Annotated in this window: 15 protein-coding genes; 1 reads left to right on the forward strand and 14 read right to left on the reverse strand. The window is 66.0% G+C overall.

Annotation, left to right across the window (positions count from 1 at the left end):
* Positions 1-101: 101 nt before the first annotated feature.
* The gene (gene hisD, locus BSZ39_RS06420) at positions 102-1,430 is read right to left on the reverse strand and encodes a histidinol dehydrogenase (RefSeq protein ID WP_073716547.1); all 1,329 of its coding nucleotides are present in this window, start codon (positions 1,428-1,430) and stop codon (positions 102-104) included.
* 79 nt (positions 1,431-1,509) lie between these two features.
* On the opposite strand from hisD, the gene BSZ39_RS06425 reads away from it, so the two are divergent.
* Complete coding sequence (locus tag BSZ39_RS06425; RefSeq protein ID WP_073716548.1) at positions 1,510-2,034, forward strand: O-acetyl-ADP-ribose deacetylase; 525 nt, start codon at positions 1,510-1,512, stop codon at positions 2,032-2,034.
* Between the two features lie 188 nt (positions 2,035-2,222).
* On the opposite strand, the gene dnaE is transcribed toward BSZ39_RS06425, so the two are convergent.
* The 13 genes from dnaE to BSZ39_RS06490 form a co-directional block, all read right to left on the reverse strand.
* A complete protein-coding gene (dnaE, locus tag BSZ39_RS06430) occupies positions 2,223-5,768 on the reverse strand; it encodes a DNA polymerase III subunit alpha (protein WP_073716549.1) in 3,546 nt (1,181 codons plus the stop codon).
* Positions 5,769-5,782: 14 nt separating this feature from the next.
* Positions 5,783-6,274: a GNAT family N-acetyltransferase gene (locus BSZ39_RS06435; RefSeq protein WP_073716550.1), complete on the reverse strand. Its 492-nt coding sequence runs from the start codon at positions 6,272-6,274 to the stop codon at positions 5,783-5,785.
* A 15-nt stretch (positions 6,275-6,289) separates the two neighbouring features.
* The gene (locus tag BSZ39_RS06440) at positions 6,290-7,210 is read right to left on the reverse strand and encodes an RluA family pseudouridine synthase (protein ID WP_073716551.1); all 921 of its coding nucleotides are present in this window, start codon (positions 7,208-7,210) and stop codon (positions 6,290-6,292) included.
* Positions 7,210-7,761: a signal peptidase II gene (gene lspA / locus BSZ39_RS06445; RefSeq protein ID WP_073716552.1), complete on the reverse strand. Its 552-nt coding sequence runs from the start codon at positions 7,759-7,761 to the stop codon at positions 7,210-7,212. Before lspA ends, BSZ39_RS06440 begins: the two co-directional genes overlap by 1 nt.
* 73 nt (positions 7,762-7,834) lie before the next feature.
* Complete coding sequence (locus BSZ39_RS06450; protein ID WP_073716553.1) at positions 7,835-8,506, reverse strand: DivIVA domain-containing protein; 672 nt, start codon at positions 8,504-8,506, stop codon at positions 7,835-7,837.
* Positions 8,507-8,603: 97 nt separating this feature from the next.
* Positions 8,604-8,903, reverse strand: coding sequence for a YggT family protein (locus BSZ39_RS06455; protein WP_073716554.1), 300 nt, complete (start codon positions 8,901-8,903; stop codon positions 8,604-8,606).
* Positions 8,904-8,924: 21 nt separating this feature from the next.
* Complete coding sequence (locus BSZ39_RS06460; RefSeq protein ID WP_073716555.1) at positions 8,925-9,404, reverse strand: cell division protein SepF; 480 nt, start codon at positions 9,402-9,404, stop codon at positions 8,925-8,927.
* A gap of 43 nt (positions 9,405-9,447) precedes the next feature.
* Positions 9,448-10,194, reverse strand: coding sequence for a purine nucleoside phosphorylase YfiH/LACC1 family protein (locus BSZ39_RS06465; protein WP_083602996.1), 747 nt, complete (start codon positions 10,192-10,194; stop codon positions 9,448-9,450).
* A gap of 12 nt (positions 10,195-10,206) precedes the next feature.
* A complete protein-coding gene (gene ftsZ, locus BSZ39_RS06470) occupies positions 10,207-11,454 on the reverse strand; it encodes a cell division protein FtsZ (protein WP_073716556.1) in 1,248 nt (415 codons plus the stop codon).
* A 143-nt stretch (positions 11,455-11,597) separates the two neighbouring features.
* Positions 11,598-12,515: a cell division protein FtsQ/DivIB gene (locus BSZ39_RS06475; RefSeq protein WP_073716557.1), complete on the reverse strand. Its 918-nt coding sequence runs from the start codon at positions 12,513-12,515 to the stop codon at positions 11,598-11,600.
* The gene (gene murC, locus BSZ39_RS06480; RefSeq protein WP_073716558.1) at positions 12,512-13,864 is read right to left on the reverse strand and encodes a UDP-N-acetylmuramate--L-alanine ligase; all 1,353 of its coding nucleotides are present in this window, start codon (positions 13,862-13,864) and stop codon (positions 12,512-12,514) included. The genes BSZ39_RS06475 and murC overlap by 4 nt, the downstream gene beginning before the upstream one ends.
* Positions 13,861-14,985, reverse strand: a complete 1,125-nt coding sequence (murG, locus tag BSZ39_RS06485) for an undecaprenyldiphospho-muramoylpentapeptide beta-N-acetylglucosaminyltransferase (protein WP_222842884.1) — start codon at positions 14,983-14,985, stop codon at positions 13,861-13,863. The genes murC and murG overlap by 4 nt, the downstream gene beginning before the upstream one ends.
* Positions 14,985-16,223 (reverse strand): FtsW/RodA/SpoVE family cell cycle protein, encoded by a 1,239-nt coding sequence (locus BSZ39_RS06490; protein ID WP_073716560.1) that lies wholly within the window; start codon positions 16,221-16,223, stop codon positions 14,985-14,987. The genes murG and BSZ39_RS06490 overlap by 1 nt, the downstream gene beginning before the upstream one ends.
* Between the last annotated feature and the right edge of the window lie 3 nt (positions 16,224-16,226).

The raw sequence follows: 16,226 nt of genomic DNA on the forward strand, positions 1-16,226 counted from the left end.
TCTGCTGGATGTTTTGACACCACCCATCGTGCAGTCAGGGGCCCGTTCCTTCATCCCCGGTCGGTGACTACAACGTCATGACCCACAACATCTAGGGCCGCTTACTTCGACGGTTGTGTGCCTCGGACCTCGACCGCGAATCCGTGCGCGGGTAGATCCTCCGCGTTGGCGAGCGTGACGAGCGATTCTGTCACGCTCGCGAGCGCGGCCTTCGAATACATCACCTGCTGGACGGGCTTGAGGTAGGCCATGACCGACAGGCCGGACGCGTGCCGCGCGGTGCCCCCGGTCGGCAGCACGTGGTTAGAGCCCGCGACGTAGTCCCCCAGCGGCACGGGTGTGTAGGGCCCGAGGAAGATCGCTCCCGCGTTCCTGATGCCCGCCGCAAGCGCTTCCGGGTCGGCGGTCTGAATCTCGAGGTGTTCCGCGGCATAGGCATTCGCGACACGCACGCAGTCATCGAGCGAGTTCACGAGCACCGTCGCACTCTGCGGGCCGGATAGCGCGGTTTCGACGCGCTCCCGGTGCTTGGTCGCCGCGACCTGGTCGGCGAGCGCCTGATCGACTGCGTCGGCGAGCTCGGGCGAATCGGTAATGAGAACGGAGGCCGCGGCCGGGTCGTGCTCGGCCTGCGAGAGCAGGTCGGCCGCGACGTATGCCGGGTTGGCATGCTCATCGGCGATGATCGCGATCTCCGTCGTGCCCGCCTCCGCGTCGATCCCGCAGCGGGATGCGACCGCGCGCTTGGCGGCCGCCACAAAAATATTTCCGGGCCCGGTCACGACGTCGACCGGGCGGCACAGGATCGAGCCGTCTCCGGTCTTCGCCCCGTAGGCGAACATCGCGATCGCGCCCGCTCCCCCGACCGCGTATACCTCAGTCAGGCCCAGTAGGTGGCAGGCCGCGAGCACGGTCGGGTGGGGAAGCCCACCGAATTCCTTTTGGGCCGGGCTCGCGAGCGCGATGTCTTTCACGCCCGCGACCTGCGCCGCGACCGCGTTCATCACGACCGAGGACGGGTAGACCGCGAGCCCACCGGGCGCGTAGAGGCCGACGCGCTCCACCGGGATCCAGCGCTGACGGATCTGACCACCGGAGACGATCTCGGTTACGACCTCGGCGGGCAGCTGCGCGCTGTGGCCCGCGCGCGCGTGCGCGATCGCGACCTGCAGCGCCTCGGCGATCTCCGCATCGAGGCCGGCTGCGGCCTTTTCCAGCTCTTCGGCCGGCACCCGCAGGTGTTCGGGGCGCACCCCGTCAAACTTCTCGGCCTGCTCGACCAGCGCCTCAGCCCCGCGCTCACGCACGTCATCGATCACGCCCTGGACCTGATGCAGCGCGCCCGACACGTCGAGCGCCGCCCGCGGCAACAGCTCATCAATATCGCAGGCAGCGAGATCCCTAGCACGCAAATCGATCCGGTTCAGCATGCACCCGAGGATAGTTCAGCGGCCGAAAAAGTTTTTCGGCCGTCCAGCATGGCAGATCAGGGCGACTTACGATCGAGATATGAAGATCACGGCAGTCACTGGGGACCTGACACAAACGGACACGGACGCGGTGGTCAACGCCGCGAACTCCTCGCTCATGGGCGGGGGCGGCGTCGATGGCGCGCTGCACGCCGCGGCCGGCAACGAGCTCCTCGGGGCGTGCACCGAAGTCCGGCGCACGCAGTACCCGGACGGCTTACCCGTCGGCGAGGCCGTCTCGACCCCGGGCTTCGATCTGCCCGCACAGTGGGTCATCCACACGGTCGGGCCGAACAAGCACCGCGGCGAGACCGATCCCGAACTCCTCGCCGCGTGCGTGCACTCCTCGATGCAGGTAGCACGCGCCCTGCGCATCAGCTCGATCGCGTTCCCCGCGATCTCTGGCGGCGCCTACGGCTGGGAAATGGACGAGGTCGCCGAGGTGCTGGTTAGCGCGGCGAAGAAGGAAGCGGAGAACCCGGATAACAACGGCATCGAGGAGATCCGTTTTGTCCTGTTCTCCCCCGAGATGACCGAGGCTTTCACCGCGGCGCTCGAGAAATAGATCGGTTCCGGCTAAATGCTCTAGTTCGAGCTGTACCCGTACCGTCGTGTTTCGAGAACGCGCTTCCAATAGCTCTCGCGCTCCAGTACATACTCCTGCTTTGTCTTCCTGAAGCGAACCCAAAATAGAGCTTTCCGTTGATCCGCTCGGGATCATCGTCGAACACAGGAGTCCCTCCTTGGTCGACTTTAACGCAAGCAGTTAGCTCCGAGCAGGGCCTTGAGGTCGCCGAACAGGGCGGGGCTTGGCTGGACGCGATACGCATCGGCGAGCGCGACGACGGTTCGGCGTCCCGCAGACGTGACATGTACGCGAACCTCCGACTGGCCCGAGTGGTTGCCCAGCACGCGCTGCAACGACGCGATCGTCGGTCCGGTGCAACGGTGGCTCGGCAGCGAGATATCGACCGGCGCACTGCCCACGACGTCGACGTCAGGGATGGACATCTCCATCGCGGCGATGGTCGGCGACTGGCCCTCCTCCGCGCGGAACCGGCCCTTAATCGAAACAACAAGGTCCTCGGCGATCTCGGTCGCAACCTGCTGGTAGGTCTGCGGGAAGAAATTCACGGTGACGCCGCCGGTCAGGTCTTCGACTTCCAGGGACGCCCATGGCTTACCCTGCTTGGTCACGCGGCGGTGCACGGCGGAGATGAGGCCGGAGATCTGCACGCGGGCGCCGTCACGGTCCTGCGGGCTGTCCATGAGCGAGGCGACCGTCGTATCGGCATGCATGGACAGGATGTGTTCGAGGCCCGAGAGCGGATGGTCGGACACATACAAGCCCAGCATCTCGCGCTCGAAGGCGAGTTTTTCGCGCTTATCCCAGTCCGGGACCTCGGGCACGACCGAGGTGAAGCTCGTGGCTTCTTGCTCTTCCCCGCCGAGAGCGGAGAACAGGTCGAACTGGCCGACGGCTTCCTTACGCTTGATCGCGATGATCTCGTCGACGAAGTCTTCATGGCAGACGACGAGCGCGCGGCGCGAGGGCGAGATCTGGTCGAACGCGCCAGCCTTGATGAGAGACTCGATGGTGCGCTTGTTGCAGACCTGGACGGGGACCTTGTCGAGGAAGTCCTCGAAGGACTCGAAGGCGCCCTTTTCCTTGCGGGCCTGCACGATGCCTTCGACGACGTGGGCGCCAACGTTGCGGATAGCGCCGAGGCCGAAGAGGATGTCCTTGCCCTGCGGCGTGAAGGTGGCTTCCGAGGAGTTGACGTCTGGCGGGAGCACGGTGATGTTGAGGCGTCGGCACTCGGCGAGGTAGACGGCGAGCTTGTCCTTGTTGCCCTGCTGGCTGGTCAGCAGCGCCGCCATGTACTCGGTCGGGTAGTTCGCCTTCAGGTAGGCGGTCCAATAGGACACGAGGCCGTAGGCGGCCGAGTGCGACTTGTTGAACGCGTAGTCGGAGAACGGCAGCAGGATGTCCCACAGCGTGGTGACAGCATCCTCGGGGTAGCCGCGCTCGATCATGCCATCGTGGAAGGTCTGATACTGGCGATCCAGCTCGGCCTTCTTCTTCTTGCCCATGGCGCGGCGCAGCAGGTCTGCTTGGCCGAGCGTATAGCCCGCGACCTTCTGGGCGATCGCCATAACCTGCTCCTGATAGACGATCAGGCCGTAGGTCGTATCGAGGATCTCCGCGAGCGGTTCGGCGAGCGCCGGGTGGATCGGGGTGATCTCCTGCAAGCCGTTTTTACGCAGCGCGTAGTTCTTGTGCGAGTTCGCGCCCATCGGACCGGGACGGTATAGGGCGCCGACGGCGGAGATGTCTTCGAAGTTGTCGGGACGCATGAGGCGCAGCAGGTCGCGCATGCCATCGCCATCGAGCTGGAAGACGCCGAGAGTATCGGCGTGGCTCATGAGCTCGTAGGTGGCCTTGTCATCGATCGGCACGTGTTCGAGGTCGAGGGGTTCTCCCCCGTTGAGCACGATGTTGTCGAGCGCGTCGGTGATGACGGTGAGGTTACGCAGGCCGAGGAAGTCCATCTTCAGCAGGCCGAGCGTTTCACACGTCGGGTAGTCGAACTGGGTGATGATGACGCCATCGGCGGGCCGCTTCATGAGCGGAATGATGTCCATGAGCGGCGCACTGGACATGATGACCGCGCAGGCGTGCACGCCCCACTGGCGGGTGATGCCTTCGATGCCTTTGGCCATTTCGACGATCTTTTGGACGTCGACGTCTTCGGCGTGCATCTCACGGAATTCGGCGGCCTCGGCGTAGCGCTTGTGGTTCTTGTCGAAGATGCCACTGATGGGGATGTCCTTGCCCATGACGGTGGGCGGGACGGCCTTCGTGATGCGGTCGCCCATTTGGTAGGGGTAGCCGAGCACGCGTGAGGAGTCCTTGAGGGCCTGTTTGGTCTTCATGACGCCGAAGGTGACGACCTGGGCGACGCGGTCCTCGCCGTATTTTTCGTTCACGTAGTCGATGACCTCGCCGCGGCGGCGTTCGTCGAAATCGACGTCGAAGTCAGGCATCGAGACGCGGTCGGGGTTCAAGAATCGCTCGAACAGCAGACCGTGCTGGATTGGGTCGAGGTCGGTGATGCGCATCGCGTAGGCGACCATCGAACCGGCACCGGAGCCACGGCCGGGACCGACGCGGATGCCGTGTTCCTTGGCCCAGGTGATGAAGTCGGAGACGACGAGGAAGTAGCCCGGGAAGCCCATCTGCAAGATGACCTTGACCTCGTAGTCGGCGCGTTCGCGCACGTGAGCGGGCACGCCGTTCGGGTAGCGCAGCTGCAGGCCCTTTTCGACTTCCTTGATGAACCAGGACTCTTCGTTCTCCCCCGCAGGGACCGGGAAGTGCGGCATGTAGTTGGCGCCGTCGGCGGTGGTGGTGAACTTAACGTCGCACATCTCGGCAACGAGCAGCGTGTTATCGCACGCCTCGGGAAGTTCGGGCCACAGCGCACGCATCTCGGCTTCCGGCCGGATGTAGAAAGTGTCGGAGTCGAACTTGAACCGGTCCGGATCCGACAGCGTCGAACCGGACTGCAGGCACAGCAGCGCGGAGTGCGGGACCGCATCCTCGGGTCGCACATAGTGCGAGTCGTTCGTCGCGATCAAGGGGGCCTTGAGCTCTTTCGCGATCTGCAGCAGCTCGCGGCGGACGCGGTGCTCGATCTCGAGCCCGTGGTCCATGAGCTCGACGAAGAAGTTATCTTTGCCGAAAATGTCTTGGAACTCGCCGGCCGCTTTGAGGGCCTCGTCGTACTGGCCGAGGCGCAGTCGCGTCTGGACCTCGCCGGAGGGGCAGCCAGCAGTGCCGATAAGGCCATCAGAATAGGTTTCCAGGAGGTCGCGGTCCATCCGCGGCCACTTACCTAGCTGGCCCTCCAAGGAGGCGAGAGAGGCCATTTTGAACAGGTTGTGCATGCCCTGCGTATTGCGGGCAAGGAGCGTCATGTGGGTGTAGGCGCCGCGGGCGGAAACATCGTCGCCAGCGCGCTGCTGGGCTTCCGTTCCCCAGGTGACGCGGGACTTGTCTTTGCGGGAGGTTCCCGGCGTCATGTAGGCCTCGACGCCGATGATGGGTTTCAAGCCGTGGTCGGTCGCCGTCTTCCAAAATTCATAGGCACCGAAGACGTAGCCGTGGTCCGTCATGGCGACGGCGGGCTGTCCTAGGCGAGCGACTTCTTTGCAGAGGGCATCGATCTTCGCATGACCATCGAGCATCGAGTACTCGGTGTGAACATGTAAGTGAACGAAATCCTCCGAAGCCATGGCCTCCACTCTACCTAGCGGTCCGACATGGACTGGTCCGGGGCGACAAGGACCCTGTGCATGTCGTGATGCCAGATCCCGGCGTCGAGATAACGTTCGCGGCCCATGACTTGATAGCCGAGTTTCTCGTAGAACGGGACCGCGTATTCCTGGGCAGAAAGCTCGCTGATGAGGCCTACTTCCGGATCGGGGGTGAGACGCGCCACCGCTTCGGCTTCTAGCGCCTTCATGAGCTCGGCGCCGAGCTTCTTGCCGCGGTGTTCTTTGCGGATCGCGAGGCGTCCGACGTGGACGCGGCCGGGCTCGTCGTCGTTCACGAGCAGGCGGCCGGTGCCGACGGGCTCGCCGTCCACGGTCATAAGGGCGTGGATGGTGGTGGGCAGTTCGTCGCGGGCGTCGACCTCCATGATGAGGGGGACGTCCTGTTCGAGGACGAACACGTCGTAGCGGATGCCGCGGGCAGCTTGGATGTCCGTGATGTCGGTGATGATCCGGGTCTCGATCATGATTTCTTCTGTCGGTCAGCTGCGGAGCAATTCGAGGGCATGCGCGAGTTCGGGGGCGGGTGGCGCGGTGAACGTGACGGGCTCGGCGGTGCCGGGGTGGATGAATGTCAGTTCGCTCGCGTGCAGCCACTGGCGGATGAGGCCGAGGCGTTCGGCTTCTTCGCGGCTCGCGCCGTAGATGAGGTCGCCGAGCAGCGGGTGGCCGATTGCGGAGAAGTGCACGCGGATCTGGTGGGTGCGGCCGGTCTCGAGCGTGACGTCGACGAGGCTCGCTTTATCGAACTCTTCGATCACGTCGTAGTGCGTGACGGCGTGTTTGCCGTCGTTGCGGATCTTCATCTTCCACTGGTCGCCGCCGCAGTGGCCGATCGGGGCGTCGATCGTGCCGACCGGCGGGGAGACGATGCCGTGCACGAGCGCCTGGTATTTCTTCGTGACCTCACGCTCTTTGAATGCGCGCTTGAGGTCGCGGTAGGCGCGGTCGGAGCGGGAGACGACCATGATGCCGGAGGTGCCGACGTCGAGCCGGTGGACGATCCCCTCACGCTCGGTGGGGCCGAGCTTGCAGACGCGGTAGCCGGAGGCGCGTAGGGATCCGACGACGGTCGGGCCGGACCAGCCGGAGGAAAAATGCGCGGCGACACCGGCGGGTTTGTCGACGACGATGATGTCGTCGTCCTCGTAGATGATCCGCATGCCGGCGACGACGATATCGGGCGGCGCGGGCTTTTCTTGCGGGATCGTGACGTCGAGCAGCATGCTCGCGGTGAGCTTGGTCGAGCGCGCGAGCTGGACGCCGTCGGCGTAGGCGTGGCCGCCTTCGATGAGGTCCGCGGCCTTGGTACGTGACAGGCCGAGCATGCGGGCGAGCGCGGCATCGGCACGCTGCCCGATCAGGGCGTCGGGCACGGGCAGGTAGTGGCGCTCGCCGCTCATCACGCTTCGGCGCTTTCGTCGTCGAAGGTCGTGCCGTCCTCACTCAGCAGTTCGCGGCCCGGGCGCGGGTTCGAACTGAAGGACAAGATCGCGAGCGCGATGGCTGCGCCGACGATGAAGACGTCCGCGATGTTGCCGACGAACCAGTCGCCGTAGGCGAGGAAGTCGACTACGTGGCCCTGCGGGAAACCCGGGGCGCGGAAGAGCCGGTCGATGAGGTTGCCGGCGCTGCCGCCGAGCAGGATCGCGACAACCGTGATCCACAGCGGGTTTGTGATGCGGGTGAGCGCGGCGAGTGCACCGGTGACACAGACGGCGGCGATGATTGTGAAGATCCAGGTCACGCCGGAGCCGAAGGAGAAGGCGGCACCGGAATTGAAGACGAGTTGGTAGCCGAACAGGGTGCCGATCAGGGGGTGGTACTCCCCCGGCTGGAGCGTCTCAAGCGCCCAGATCTTGGTGCCCTGATCGAGCGCGACGCAGGCGAGGGCAATCGCCACTCCGACGCCGAAGGCGGCGCGGGGCCTAGGGCCGCGAACTCGTCGTGTCATCGGTCTCCTTAGGGTTGATAGGACATGGCAACGGCGGCACGGTGAAGTGCCGCCGTTGCGAAAGTGGTGTCGATCAAGACAGGGTCTCGGGCGACGTTTCGACGTCGCGCAGCAGACCTTCGAGGTAGCTCTTCAGGCGCGAACGGTAGTCGCGCTCGAAGGTACGCAGCTCGTCGATCTTGCGCTCGAGCAGCGAACGCTCCTTCTCCAGCTGAGCAAGCGTGTTGTTGTACTTGTCTTCAGCTTCCTTAACGATCGAGTCGGCCTTCTGACGGGCCTCGGTGACGATGCGCTCGCTCTCATCCTGGCCGTTACGCACGTACTCGTCGTGCAGGCGCTGGGCAAGAGCCAGCATGCCGGTCGCGGACTGGGCCTGCTCGCCGCCACCAGCAACGGGGGCTGCGAAGGCCTGGGCCTGCGGCTGCCCGGCCTCGTGGTGCTCTTCGGCGACCTTGACTTCAGCCTCGGCGCCCCCGTGCGAGGACTCCTCCACATGCTCCTCTGGCTTCTGCTCCACCCGCTCTTCGGCGGGAGCGTAGTCGCCACCACCGGAAGCAAGCTCAGAAATCCGACGCTCGGCCGCGGCTAGCTTGGCCTTCAGCTCTTCGTTTTCAGACTCGACGGCACGCAGCGTGTTGACAACTTCATCAAGGAAATCGTCGACTTCGTCCTGATCGTAGCCTTCTCGGAACTTTGTCTGGAGAAACTTCTTGTTGAGGACGTCGTCCGCTGTTAACAGCGCCATTTCGTCACCTCGTGGTCGTAGTTGCAAGTGAGCGCGAATCTAATATTCGCGCGCTGAAATAAACACTACCTGAAACTCTGGTGCAGCGCGGCATAAGTTACGCAAATCTGTAGGCCAGAATGAGGAAGAGTCGTTCCAAGATGATGACACCGAAGACGATCACGAGGAAACCAACGTCCAACGCGATCGCACCGAGCCGCAGCGGCGGGATGACGCCCCGCAGCATCTTCACCGGTGGATCGGTCAAGGTATAGATGATGTTCGCGAGCACCAGCACGACGCCCTTCGGGCGCCACGACTGATTGAACACCTGGATCCAGTCGAGAATCACACGAGCAAACAGGATCAGCAGGTAGATCGCACAGGCGCGCGAGAGTACGTAAAAGAACAGGGACACCGGTCTATCGTACCTGCTGACTTAGCCGAGGTGCTTCGCCGGATCAGCGTCTTCCGTGTCGCGATAGACCTCGACCGTAGCCGGGGAGAGCAAAAAGACGCGCTGCGTCACCTTCTCGATGCCACCTTCCAGGCCGTAGGCGAGGCCGGAGCAGAAGTCGAGCATGCGCTTGCCGTCGGCCTCGGACATGCTGGACAGGTTCAAGATGACCGGGATCCCCTCACGGAAGGCGGTACCAATGACCTTGGCCTCGTTATATGCCGTGGGGTGGAACGTCACGATACGGGACAGCTCCTGGGCGGTGCCTTCATGCACATCGAAACGACCCTGGGCCGACGCGGCGCGGTGGATCGGCGTGACGGGAGCGGCAGGGGTGTTATCCGCGCTGGTGTCCACGCGTTCCTCCAGTTGGGTCGTGAAGTCGTCGTAGGTCTCTTCGGTCTCTTCCTCGGGCTGGCTCAGCGCGAGGAATTCCATGGACTTGCGAAGGATTCCGGCCATGGGATCTCCTTAGGAACTCGTGTGGGTACTCGTGACCATAACGTTAGGGCGCTTTACTCAGCGGATTGGGTAACGGGCTCGGCGTGTCCCCGATCGCCACGACGCACGAGGCAATTCGCCCGGCGGTCCCATCGCGCCGGTAGCTGAAAAGCGCGGGGTTCTCGAGGGTACACTCCGGCGGCGTGACATCCGACAGTGGGACGCCAGCGGCATCCAGCTCGGCGCACGCCATGGCCGTGAGGTCGAGCGCGGGGGTTCCCCAGGACGTCGTGGCGGCGGACCCCGAACGCTCGGCCGTGACCTCGGCGGCGAGCTTTGGGCTCACCTCGTAGCAGCGGGCGCAGATATGGGGGCCGAGCGCGGCATACAGCGGCTCATCGGTCAGCGCCCGTAGCCGCGTGATCGTCTCGGTGATGATCCGCGCCACGAGCCCTTTGCGACCGGCGTGGATCGCGGCGCGGTAGGTTCCCGATTCGCTCGCGATGAGGACGGGCACACAGTCGGCGGTGAGGACCGCGGGCGCGATGCCGCGCGAGGACGGCGGGCTCACGAAGAGGGCGTCGCCCTCCCCCGCGACGCAGCCGCCGGTCTCGGTTTCAAGGACGGTCGCTGAGTGGACCTGGCGCACCCAGGACAGTTCGTGGCCGACGGCCTTGCTAAGTTCGGCGCGCCGACGGGTGACGTCGGCGGGGTCGTCGCAGGGCAGGGCGGAGTAGGAAAGCAGTTGCGGGCCAAGGCCCGTCGCCGAGATGGCGAGAGCGCCTGGCCCGCAACTGCGTGTAATCAGCACCTAAGCGTTGGGTTACTTCAGGAAGTCCGGAATGTCGAGGTCGTCGTCCTTCGACTGGGCCCGGCCACCGTCGGGGAACACGGGCGGAACGTCGAGCTCCGGGGTATCTTCCTTCTCGGGGGCTTCCTCAGCGGGCTTGTCATAGCCGGGCACGGCGGGCGCGGTGCGCGGGACCGAGTGCTGGCCGCTGCGGTCGGCGACCTGGCCGGGGGTCCGCTCGGGGGATTCCTCGGCCTCCGGCTTCTGGACCGGCGGCGAGGCGATCTTGCGCTGCTGGGACTGCGGCGAGATGCCCTCGGGGCTGCGACCCTCGGGCTGCTGGTCGAAGCCCGCGGCGATGACGGTGATGCGCAGTTCGTCGCCAAGCGTGTCGTCGATGACGGCACCGAAGATGATGTTGGCCTCGGGGTGTGCGGCTTCCTGCACGAGCTGTGCGGCCGTGTGGATTTCGAACAGGCCGAGGTCGGAGCCGCCCTGGATGGACAGGAGCACGCCGTGTGCGCCGTCGATGGAGGCTTCCAGCAGCGGCGAGGAGATCGCGGCCTCGGCGGCATTGACTGCGCGGTCTTCACCGGAGGCGCGGCCGATGCCCATGAGGGCGCTGCCGGCGTCCTTCATGATCGACTTGACGTCGGCGAAGTCGAGGTTGATCAGGCCCGGGGTGGTGATGAGGTCGGTGATGCCCTGGACACCGGAGTGCAGCACCTGGTCGGCGGCGCGGAAGGCTTCAAGAACGGAGACGTTGCGGTCCGCGATCTGCAGGAGGCGATCGTTCGGGATGACGATGAGCGTGTCGACTTCCTTGCGCAGCGCATCGATGCCGGCCTCGGCCTTGGCGGAGCGCTGGCGGCCCTCGAAGGTGAAGGGTCGGGTGACGACGCCGATCGTCAGGGCGCCTTCCTGGCGCGCGATGCGCGCGACGACGGGCGAGCCACCGGTACCGGTGCCGCCGCCTTCGCCGGCGGTCACGAAGACCATGTCGGAGCCGCGCAGGGCTTCGGTGATCTCCTCGGTCGAGTCCTCGGCAGCCTGGCGACCGATCTCCGGATCGGCGCCGGCACCAAGGCCACGGGTGAGTTCGCGGCCGATGTCGTGCTTGGAGTGCGCATCGGACAGGACGAGGGCCTGGGAGTCGGTGTTAATCGCAACGAACTCGACGCCCTCGAGACCTTCTTCGATCATGCGGTTGACTGCATTGACTCCACCACCGCCAACGCCGACCACCTTGATGTTGGCTAAGTATTTTTGGGGTGCTGTCACGGGTTTCCCTCTCGTTGCGAGACTTCAACCTTCAAGTTGATGTTGAAGGTGAAACTTCTGTCGTCGTTAGGCGCATGAAAACTACGTGCCTACTTCAGGTGGCACAACCACCGACACGGCGTGTTGAAGAAATTGCCGACACCTTATTTCGTGACCGGGGTGCGGGGCGCGGACACGTCGTACACGGAGGCTTCCTTCGTCAGCAGGACCTGTAGGACGCGTGATTTGAGTTCGATGTCGCTCGCCGATCCCCACACGATGCGGGCACCGGAATCCAGGGTGAAGCTCATGAGACCGTCGCCGTCGATCGCGGCGTTGGTGAGGCGGCCGCGGACTTCGTCGGGCAGTGCGCCGAGGGCGGTGAGGACGTCGTCGATGAGGGCGCCGCGCAGGTGTTCTTCGCCGCCGACGTTGATGAGCGGGATGCCTTCGGGTTTTTCGGGGCGCTGGCCGAGGATGACGCCGTGGGCGTCGAGCAGCTGGAAGCCGCCGTCCTCCCCCGGGTTTTCTTGTGCGGCGACAGCCTCGCGGCCCTTGACCGTGACGATGACTTCGCGCGGCCAGCTGCGCGCGACTTTCACCGTTTCCACGACGGTGAGCGCCTCGACTGCGGACTTCATGTCGGTGGTGGACAGGCGCGGCAGCGGGGTGCCGCGGTAGCGGTCGAGGACCGCGGTCACGGCGGATTCGCTGACCTCGGGGCCTTCGGTTTTCACCTTGATGTTCTTCAGCGCAAAGAGCGGCGAGAAGAAGACGACCCAGACGACGGCGGCGAGCACGAGGCCGATGCCGAGGGCCCAAAAGGCGTGGCGTTTGCGGGCGTGCCAGGTGGCGCGGCGGCGCTCGTCGCGCACGCTTTGCAACAGCGTCACGTTATCGCGGGTGAGCGATTCCTTGGCGCGCGCGGTCAGCGTCGTGAGGACTGCCGTCTTGGGGGCGGGCTCGCGCGACTCGGATTCGGCCTCGACTTCCTCCTTGGCGGCGGCGAGGATTTCTTCGCGTTCGGCATCGCTCAGGCCCGGCCGCGTCGGGCGCGGACGGGGCCGAGGTGGCGGTTTCATGGCGTTACCTGTCCCGAATCCCCGGCGAGGGCCGCAAGGATCATGGGCCCGGCCTCGGTGACGGATCCGGCGCCCATCGTGATGATGATGTCGCCCGGACGGGCGAGGCTCGCGATGCGCGCGGCGGCGTCGGTAAGGTCCGGCACGAATTCGGCACCGGGCAGCTTCTCGGTGATGAGGGCGGAGGTGACGCCCGGCATTGGCGCTTCGCGCGCGGGGAAGATATCGGCGACGACGACGCTGTCCGCGGCGGACAGGGCGCCGGCGAACCGGTCGGCGAAGTTCTTCGTGCGCGAGAACAGGTGCGGCTGAAAGAGCACGAGAACGCGCGAGGAGCCGACCTGGGTGCGGGCGGTCGCGATCGTCGCGGCGACCTCGGTCGGGTGGTGGGCATAGTCGTCGACGACGCGGATGCCGCCGACATAGCCGCGCGGCTCGAAGCGGCGGTCGGTGCCGGCGAAGGCGCCGAGCGAGCGGGCCATGAGCGGGGCGGGCACGCCGAGTTCGATGCCGGCGATGAGCGCCGCGGCCGCGTTCAGGCGGTTGTGGTCGCCCGCGACCTGCAGGGACAGGCGGTAGCAGTCCTCGCCGATGAAGACGTCATCGCCATCGACGATCACGTCGGCGTTCGCGCTGCGCCCATAGGTCGCGACGCGCAGGCCCTCGGAGCGGGCGCGTTCGGCCAGGTGCGCGGAGCCCGCGTCATCGGCGCAGCAGATCAGCAGTCCCCCGTCGACGAGGCGGGAGGCGAACTGCAAGAAGGCGTCGGCGAAGGCTTCTTCGCTGCCGTAGTGGTCGAGGTGGTCGGGTTCGACGTTCGTGACGATCGCGACGCGCGGCTGGTAAGCGAGGAAGGAGCCATCGGACTCGTCGGCTTCCGCGACGAAGACGGAGCCGGAGCCGAGGCGCGCTCCCGAGCCGAGGCCGAGGACGGAGCCGCCGACGGCGTAGGACGGGTCGGCGCCCGCTTCGACGAGCGCGGCGGCGAGCATGCCGGAGGTCGTCGTCTTGCCGTGGGCACCGGCGACGGCGACGAAGTCGAGGCCGCGCGCGGCGCGCACGAGCGCCTCGGAGCGGTGGATGATCTCCTGACCGCGCTCGAGTGCGGTCGCGAGTTCGGGGTTGTCGTCCTTGATCGCGGTGGAGCGCACGACCGTGTGGTCGGGCGGAACCTGGCTCGCGTCCTGCGTCGGATAGCAGTGGATGCCACGCGATTCGAGACGCTCGAGCGTCGCCGATGGCTTCGCATCCGAGCCCTGGACAACGGCGCCGCGTCCGTGGAGCAGTTCGGCGATGACGGACATGCCCGCCCCGCCGATGCCGATGAAGTGGTATCGCTCGCGGTTCACGCCATCACCCGTTCGATCTCGTCGACGAGCTTGCGCGCACCGTCGATCCCGCCGACGCTCGCGGCGGCCTCGCCGGCTTGGCGCAGGGCGGCCGGGTCGGTGAGCCACGGGCTGAGCGCCGCGGTGAGCGAGGCGGTCGTGAGCTCGGCGTCGGGCAGGAGCAGTCCCCCGCCGGCGTCGAGGACGTCGGCGGCGTTCTTGCGCTGTTCGCCGTTGCCGATCGGCAGCGGGATGTAGATCGCGGGCAGGCCGAGGGCCGTGAGTTCGGCGACGGTGCCGGCGCCGGAGCGGCAGATGACGACGTCGGCGGCGGCGTAGGCCTGGTGCATCGCAGACAGGTATTCGCGCACGTGGTAGTGCGTCGAATCCGCGCCGGCGAGGCGCTCGCGCACGTCGTCGGCCTTGCCGACGCCGGTCAGGTGCAATACCTGGGCGCCGCGTTCGGCGAAGTAGGGCGCGATCTGCGCGGCGGCGCGGTTGATCGACTGCGCGCCGAGGGAGCCGCCGGTGATGAGGACGGTGGTGCGATGCGGGTCGAGGCCGAGTTCGGTGGCGGCCTGTTCGCGCGCCCAGGCGCCGTCGCCGCTGCGGCGGCGGCGGGCGAGGTCGAGGACCGGGCCGCGCAGCGGCAGGCCCGTCGTCACGGTGCGGCCGCGGGCGGCGGCGAGCGGCGTCGATTCGAACGTGAGGGCGACGACGGCGGCGCGTTTGGCGCCGAGCTTATTGGCGTAGCCGGGCCGGGCGTTTTGCTCGTGGATGACGAACGGCAGTCCGGCGCGCCAGGCGGCGAGGTAGGCGGGGGTGGCGACGTAGCCACCGAACCCGACGATGAGATCGGCCTTCGTCTCGGCGAGCACGGAGCGCACCTGGGAGATCGCCTCGCGGAAGCGCACCGGGAACATCAGCGCCGACGGGGTGGGCTTGCGCGGCATCGGGGCCTTCGGGATGGTCACGAGGTCGATGCCGGCCGCGGGCACGAGTTCGGTTTCGAGTCCGGTCGCGACCCCGAGCGCCGTGATGCGGGCGGCGGGGCAACGCTCGGCGATCTCGCTCGCGGTGGCGAGCAGCGGGTTGACGTGCCCCGCGCTTCCGCCGCCAGCTAAGACGATGGATTGAATCACTATCTTCTCCTCGCGCGTCGTCCCACGACTGAAAGGGAGCGACGCACCGCAGATGTCGATTGGGCGAGTGCCACACTAGCTCCCGGTTCGGTGCGGGCGCACGCTAGCAGGACACCAATCGCCATTATCGTACTGATGAGGGAGGAACCGCCAGAAGAGATGAGCGGCAGAGGCACGCCGATGACCGGCAGCAGGCCGAGCACGACGAAGATGTTGATGAACGCCTGCCCGATCAGCCACGTGCCGAGCCCTGCAGCGAGCAGCCGCGCGAACGGGTCGGTCAGCACCTGGTAGAGCCGGAAGATGCCCCAGGCGAGGACGGCGAACAGCACGAGGACGAGCGAGGTGCCGACGAGGCCGAGCTCCTCACCGATGATCGCGAAGATGTAGTCGTTGTGCGCTTCGGGTAGGTAGGCCCATTTCTCGCGGCTCGCCCCGAGTCCGACGCCGAAGACGCCGCCGGTGGCAAGGGCCCAGCGGCCGTGGCGCGGCTGGTAGCCGAGCGCATCGGAGGTGCCTTCTTCGGCGTGGGAGACGCCGGGCAAAAATTCCATGATGCGCGCGATACGCGTCGGGTTATCGATGATGAAGAAGACGAGGACAGCGACGCCGACGAGGGCGAGGAGCCCCAAAAACTTGTTCGGGATCCGCGCGCAGATCAGCATGACGGCGACGATCATCGCGAGGATCATCGCGGTACCGAGGTCGTGGCCGCCCAGGACGAGCGCGAGCGAGACGCCGACCGCACCGAGCGGCACGACGAGGTAGTGCCAGTCGTGCAGGCGCTTTAAGTGCGCGGACAGGACCGCGGCGAGAAAGAGCACGACCGTAAGCTTGATGAATTCCGAGGGCTGCAGCGTGCGGTTAATACCTGGGATGACGATCCACGCGGCGTTACCGCCCTTGGACGCCGCGAGCGGGGTGAAGATCAGGGCGCCGAGCAGCCACGAACCGATGAGCGCGGGCAGGGCGATGCGCCGCAGCCACACGAGCGATATGCGCGACAGGATATAGGCGGGAATGATCGCGATCGCCGCATACAGCAGCTGGCTCTTCGCGTCGTTATAGGGTGAGGCCCCGGTGCGGATCGCGGTGACCGAGGACGCGGACATCACCATCGTGATGCCGAAGATCAGCAGGATCAGCGACGAGCCGAGGATGAGGTAGTAAGACAGCGCGCCCGGGTGCGTTCGGGTGATTGCTGGCTTGGCTGAGTCCTGGTTCAACGTCACCGGCATGAT

Source organism: Bowdeniella nasicola, assembly GCF_001907295.1.
Classification (GTDB): Bacteria; Actinomycetota; Actinomycetes; order Actinomycetales; family Actinomycetaceae; genus Bowdeniella; species Bowdeniella nasicola.

Coding starts and splice junctions, on each gene's coding strand:
- BSZ39_RS06435 (WP_073716550.1), bottom strand. CDS start 6,274: ATGATCGAGACCCGGATCATCACCGACATCACGGACATCCAAGCTGCC.
- dnaE (WP_073716549.1), bottom strand. CDS start 5,768: ATGGCTTCGGAGGATTTCGTTCACTTACATGTTCACACCGAGTACTCG.
- BSZ39_RS06490 (WP_073716560.1), bottom strand. CDS start 16,223: ATGCCGGTGACGTTGAACCAGGACTCAGCCAAGCCAGCAATCACCCGA.
- hisD (WP_073716547.1), bottom strand. CDS start 1,430: ATGCTGAACCGGATCGATTTGCGTGCTAGGGATCTCGCTGCCTGCGAT.
- BSZ39_RS06460 (WP_073716555.1), bottom strand. CDS start 9,404: ATGGCCGGAATCCTTCGCAAGTCCATGGAATTCCTCGCGCTGAGCCAG.
- BSZ39_RS06440 (WP_073716551.1), bottom strand. CDS start 7,210: ATGAGCGGCGAGCGCCACTACCTGCCCGTGCCCGACGCCCTGATCGGG.
- BSZ39_RS06450 (WP_073716553.1), bottom strand. CDS start 8,506: ATGGCGCTGTTAACAGCGGACGACGTCCTCAACAAGAAGTTTCTCCAG.
- BSZ39_RS06475 (WP_073716557.1), bottom strand. CDS start 12,515: ATGAAACCGCCACCTCGGCCCCGTCCGCGCCCGACGCGGCCGGGCCTG.
- lspA (WP_073716552.1), bottom strand. CDS start 7,761: ATGACACGACGAGTTCGCGGCCCTAGGCCCCGCGCCGCCTTCGGCGTC.
- BSZ39_RS06425 (WP_073716548.1), top strand. CDS start 1,510: ATGAAGATCACGGCAGTCACTGGGGACCTGACACAAACGGACACGGAC.